Raw genomic sequence first — 4,534 nt, 5'->3', positions numbered from 1 at the left:
CAATACCAATGGCAATCGGTTGGGTTTTGTTGTTAGAGGATTCATCGGTTAGCTGGACATAGAAAATACCTAAGTCGTTGAATTTACCGATAGCTTTTCCTTCTTTAATCCACCGTCTGGCCCGACTGGGTTTGGTGGGCATCAACGGTTTTCCGTCTTTTGAGATAACAGGAACTCTTGGCATGGAGATAATCCTTAAGAGTAAAGTTAAAGTCCCTTTCCGCAACACAATCAAGATGTCTTGTCTAACAACGCTTTACCAATAAAGCTGAGAGGGAATCCGAACTAGGGAAGCATTCGGAGGTCTGTGCCAGATTGTGTCTCGGTGCGGTAGTCTCTACTTGCGTCGCCTAAATTGGTCTAGGCAAGCCCCGTCCCTTTTAGGGCGGGGTTAGTGACAGGAGGTTAGCGATCAATCTGACGACGACGTTGTTGCAAGAATTCGGGTATATCTAATCCCGGGAGTTTTGGTGGTTCGGGAGTGGGTGCTGGACTGGGTGCGGGGGCATTGATCACCACCTTGCTACCGGTGGGACGAGAGGGGGAATCGCCGGAAAAACCGGTGGCAATGACGGTAATTCTGACTTCTCCCTGCATTTTCTCGTCAATGACTGCCCCAAAGATGATATTAGCGTTGGGATCCACCACTTCATAGATAATTTCGGCGGCGGCATTGACTTCGTGTAGGGTTAGATCTTGACCACCAGTGATGTTAAAGACCACACCTTTCGCCCCTTCGATCGAGGATTCCAGTAACGGCGAGGAAATAGCAGCGATCGCTCCTTCCTTAGCCCGAGATTTTCCGGAACCGATGCCGATGCCCATTAGGGCCGAACCCGCATCGGCCATCACTGCCCGCACATCGGCGAAATCCACATTCACCAGACCGGGGATAGTGATAATATCCGAGATCCCCTGTACCCCTTGCCGCAGCACATCATCAGCGACGCGAAAAGCCTCCTGTAGGGGAGTGTCGGCGGGTATTACCTGTAATAACTGGTTATTGGGGATAATAATCAGGGTATCGACCCGACTTTGTAAACCACCCACTCCTTCATCGGCCTGATTAGTGCGACGACGACCCTCGAAGGTAAAGGGACGAGTCACAACTCCCACGGTCAAACAGCCGATTTCCTTGGCAATTTCGGCCACAATTGGAGCGGCCCCCGTTCCCGTGCCGCCGCCCATGCCGGCGGTAATAAAGACTAGATCGGTTCCTTCCAATGCTTGGGCGATTTCATCCCGAGATTCTTCCGCCGCTTTCTGTCCGATCGCCGGATTGCCCCCCGCCCCTAGGCCGCGGGTTAATTTTGTCCCGATTTGTAACCTCTGGGGGGCGGAGGAATGGGCTAGGGCTTGGGCATCGGTGTTAATTGCCCAAAATTCGATTCCGGTCACGCCACTGGCGATCATGCGGTTAACGGCGTTACAGCCCCCACCGCCGACCCCGATCACCTTGATCTTGGCGACATTGCTTGGCACGATGCGATTACTACGACTTTCTTCTCGGGGTGTCATCTGTGATTCATGGGGGCGAGTAAATAATACTCCAGCATTATTCTGAGAGTAATGATTATCTTCGCTCATAGCTGAACTGGCATAATCGTTACTGTTCAGATTGGGATAGGTGGGAACGATTTCATTAATCGATGTCATTGGAATTGGAACACTCTTAGTACAAGATTCTGTTATTGATTTGATGAATTAGAGATGCAATGTTAACACTATCACTAATATTATGTGTGTTCCAGTATCTACATTATCAGTTTCTGGTTCAGAAAATCATAATTTGGGTTTTTTGGCAATACACAAAGGGAATAATTGCGGTTATTTGCTGATCAATTCCAGTTAATCCCTACCAGTTGCCGTTACTTTGGCAACGATAGGGGCTGGCTGCGGTTTTAATTGTACAGTGGGAGCATCGGGATTGCTCAGGTCAATGTAGAGAATTCGCGCTAGAGGTATCTTGGATGACAATTGCCGCGATTGTACGAGAGCGGTTAATTTTTCGGGCAATCTATCTTTATAAAAACCTAAATAGACCTGTCCCAGTTCAGTTTTTAGTACAAGATTACTAGGATTGCGCCAATCGATGGCGGTAACTTTAATCGATAAGTTATCAACTAAGGGATAAATTTTTTGCCACTGTTGTTGATATTGTCGGTCGTAACCAAGCACTTCTAAGCTAGGTAATTGGGTTTTGGGCAGAGTTCGACCATAATAGTTTTTAGGAATTATCGTTCCCGAGGCATCTAAAAAGCCTTGCTGTTGATGGGAACGCCAACGGGCAACGGGTTTTCTTTCTTGAATAGAAACAATCACTTTCGGGGGTAATAATTGCCGCTCGATCTTAACGTCGGCAATAGCGGGAATAGCCGCTAATTTTTCTCGCAATTGATGGGTAGGTAATTCCCAGAGAGACAGAGGATAGCTTAATTTTAGCCAAGCACGAATCGACTCGGGCGACATTAATTCCGTGCCTTCGATTTCCACCTGTCCGGCCTTGGTAATTGTCCAATAGGGCGAAGTCATCCCCCAAGCTAATCCCGTCGCTAAACCACTAACCACCAGAAAGCGACCCAAGGCTTGCCACACCTTCGATCGCCTTTGGTGGCGCAGGTTTTGTCGTTTTTGTTCCAGGGAGAGGGAAGAAAGGATTTGATCACTCATAGGGAAAATCCGGGACAGTTTTGCTGTTATCTTAGGTCGCGAGGTGGGCTGCTGGCAACTCGATCGCTACTCAAATAACCAGTTTGACAAAGAAGTAGATAATCAATGTTATAACAGTAGTAGTCTAAAGGCGTTCTTTTGTCTGTCTCCAGGAAACCTAAACGCTCCTTTTTGCCAAGATATTTCGACGGTCAGCCAGAAAGAGCGTTCTGGCAAGAACAGCCTAATTTATCCGAAAATTACCTATGGTTATCAACAAACGCGGACTTGTTCTCGGTGCTACAGCAGTAGTCCTGTCTACCGTCGCCGTCACGGGGGCGGGATTCCGTCTCTCTCAAAGTCAAGCTTTTTTTCAGGAAAGTCCCAAGGAAACCGTTGATGAGGTTTGGCAGATCATCAACCGCACTTATTTAGATGGCACTTTTAATCAATCGGACTGGAACGCCATCCGCAATCAGTATTTAAATCGTTCCTACAAAAATCAAGAGGAAGCATACACCGCTATCCGCGAGATGTTGAAAACTCTCAATGATCCCTATACCCGTTTTATGGATCCCAAAGAGTTTAACAATATGAAGATCGATACATCAGGAGAATTGACCGGGGTAGGGATTCAACTGACCAAAGATGAGAAAACCAAGCAGTTAGTCGTGGTTTCACCCATTGAAGATACTCCCGCTTCTAAAGCTGGTGTGCTGCCTAAAGATGTGATTATTTCTATCGATGGTAAATCTACCGAAGGCATGGAACTGGAGCAAGCGGTGAGCATGATCCGCGGCAAAGTGGGGACAAGCGTTAAGATCACGATTCAACGGGGTGAGGAGAAGAAAGAATTGACTCTTACCCGGGCCAAAATTGAAATTCACCCGGTGCGCGCCCACACGGAAAACACCCCGATCGGTAAAATCGGTTATATCCGTCTTAATCAATTTAGCGCCCAAGCTAGTGGCGATATGAGTCAAGCGATTCGCGAATTGGAAACCGAAGATGTGAAAGGTTATATTCTCGATCTGCGTTCTAACCCCGGCGGTTTACTCTACGCCAGCATCGAAATCGCTCGGATGTGGATACCTGATGGTTTAATCGTCTCTACGGTCGATCGCAAAGGGGTGACGGAACGTCAACGGGCCAACAATCAAGCTTTGACTAATAAACCGCTGGTTGTCCTCGTCGATGGGGGTTCCGCCAGTGCTAGTGAAATTCTCTCCGGGGCTTTACAGGATCATGATCGGGCGGCTATTGTCGGTACGAAAACCTTTGGTAAGGGATTAGTGCAATCGGTACGCAGTCTCAGTGACGGTTCGGGATTAGCGGTGACGATTGCCAAGTATCTCACCCCCAAAGGACGCGACATCAATAAAGATGGTATTCATCCGGATGTGGAGTCGGAACTGAGCGAGGAAGATCGCAAAAATCTTCAACAGGAACGGGATCGGGTGGGAACCTTCCAGGATCCTCAATTCAAGAAGGCTTTTGAAATCTTGGAAAAAGAAATCACTGAAGGCAAAAAAACGCCCACCAATACCGCTAAACAATAGGTTGACATTTGCCCGCTCGAATTAAACCCACCCGACGGGCGATCGCTTCTCCCCGCTCGGCAAAAGGACCCCAGTATTGACCACTGACTGGGGTTTTTCCGTTTTCTAGGGCTATAATCTGACAAATTCCGGTATTTTCCTGGACAATGTACCAGTTTTGTGCGCTATTATCCATAGATTTTTCTCCTTAAATCCCTCTAAGCTAAGACGTATTTAGGGTCTGCGGCAAAAAGTTTTTCGGTGGGGGTTGGGGGTTGGGGGTTGGGGGTTGGGGGTTGGGGGTTGGGGGTTGGGGGTTGAGGTGTAGGGTGTAGGGTTTTACCGAT

At 48.1% G+C, this 4,534-nt stretch carries 5 protein-coding genes; 1 reads left to right on the top strand and 4 read right to left on the bottom strand.

Features of this window, described 5'->3' with window-relative positions; translation table 11 throughout:
- From IM319_RS03600 to IM319_RS03590, 3 genes are all read right to left on the bottom strand, one after another.
- Positions 1–184: RRXRR domain-containing protein (locus IM319_RS03600; RefSeq protein ID WP_287734671.1), on the bottom strand; the 184-nt coding region annotated here is incomplete at its 3' end.
- A 221-nt stretch (positions 185–405) separates the two neighbouring features.
- Positions 406–1,656, bottom strand: coding sequence for a cell division protein FtsZ (gene ftsZ, locus IM319_RS03595; protein ID WP_286826509.1), 1,251 nt, complete (start codon positions 1,654–1,656; stop codon positions 406–408).
- A gap of 192 nt (positions 1,657–1,848) precedes the next feature.
- Positions 1,849–2,670: a cell division protein FtsQ/DivIB gene (locus tag IM319_RS03590; RefSeq protein WP_286826508.1), complete on the bottom strand. Its 822-nt coding sequence runs from the start codon at positions 2,668–2,670 to the stop codon at positions 1,849–1,851.
- Positions 2,671–2,915: 245 nt separating this feature from the next.
- On the opposite strand from IM319_RS03590, the gene ctpC reads away from it, so the two are divergent.
- A complete protein-coding gene (ctpC, locus tag IM319_RS03585; RefSeq protein WP_286826507.1) occupies positions 2,916–4,208 on the top strand; it encodes a carboxyl-terminal processing protease CtpC in 1,293 nt (430 codons plus the stop codon).
- Here ctpC and IM319_RS03580 read toward each other — a convergent pair.
- Positions 4,198–4,383, bottom strand: a complete 186-nt coding sequence (locus tag IM319_RS03580) for a hypothetical protein (RefSeq protein ID WP_287686673.1) — start codon at positions 4,381–4,383, stop codon at positions 4,198–4,200. The genes ctpC and IM319_RS03580 overlap by 11 nt on opposite strands.
- Between the last annotated feature and the right edge of the window lie 151 nt (positions 4,384–4,534).

The sequence above is a fragment of the Microcystis sp. M113S1 genome, assembly GCF_020246945.1.
In the GTDB taxonomy this organism is placed as follows: domain Bacteria; phylum Cyanobacteriota; class Cyanobacteriia; order Cyanobacteriales; family Microcystaceae; genus Microcystis.
The sequence above is the reverse complement of the archived record's forward strand: the minus strand, read 5'-3'. Positions and strand labels throughout refer to the sequence as shown.

Excerpts from the sequence above, each read along its gene's own strand:
- ftsZ (WP_286826509.1), bottom strand. The coding sequence starts at position 1,656 with ATGACATCGATTAATGAAATCGTTCCCACCTATCCCAATCTGAACAGT.
- IM319_RS03590 (WP_286826508.1), bottom strand. The coding sequence starts at position 2,670 with ATGAGTGATCAAATCCTTTCTTCCCTCTCCCTGGAACAAAAACGACAA.
- ctpC (WP_286826507.1), top strand. The coding sequence starts at position 2,916 with ATGGTTATCAACAAACGCGGACTTGTTCTCGGTGCTACAGCAGTAGTC.
- IM319_RS03580 (WP_287686673.1), bottom strand. The coding sequence starts at position 4,383 with ATGGATAATAGCGCACAAAACTGGTACATTGTCCAGGAAAATACCGGA.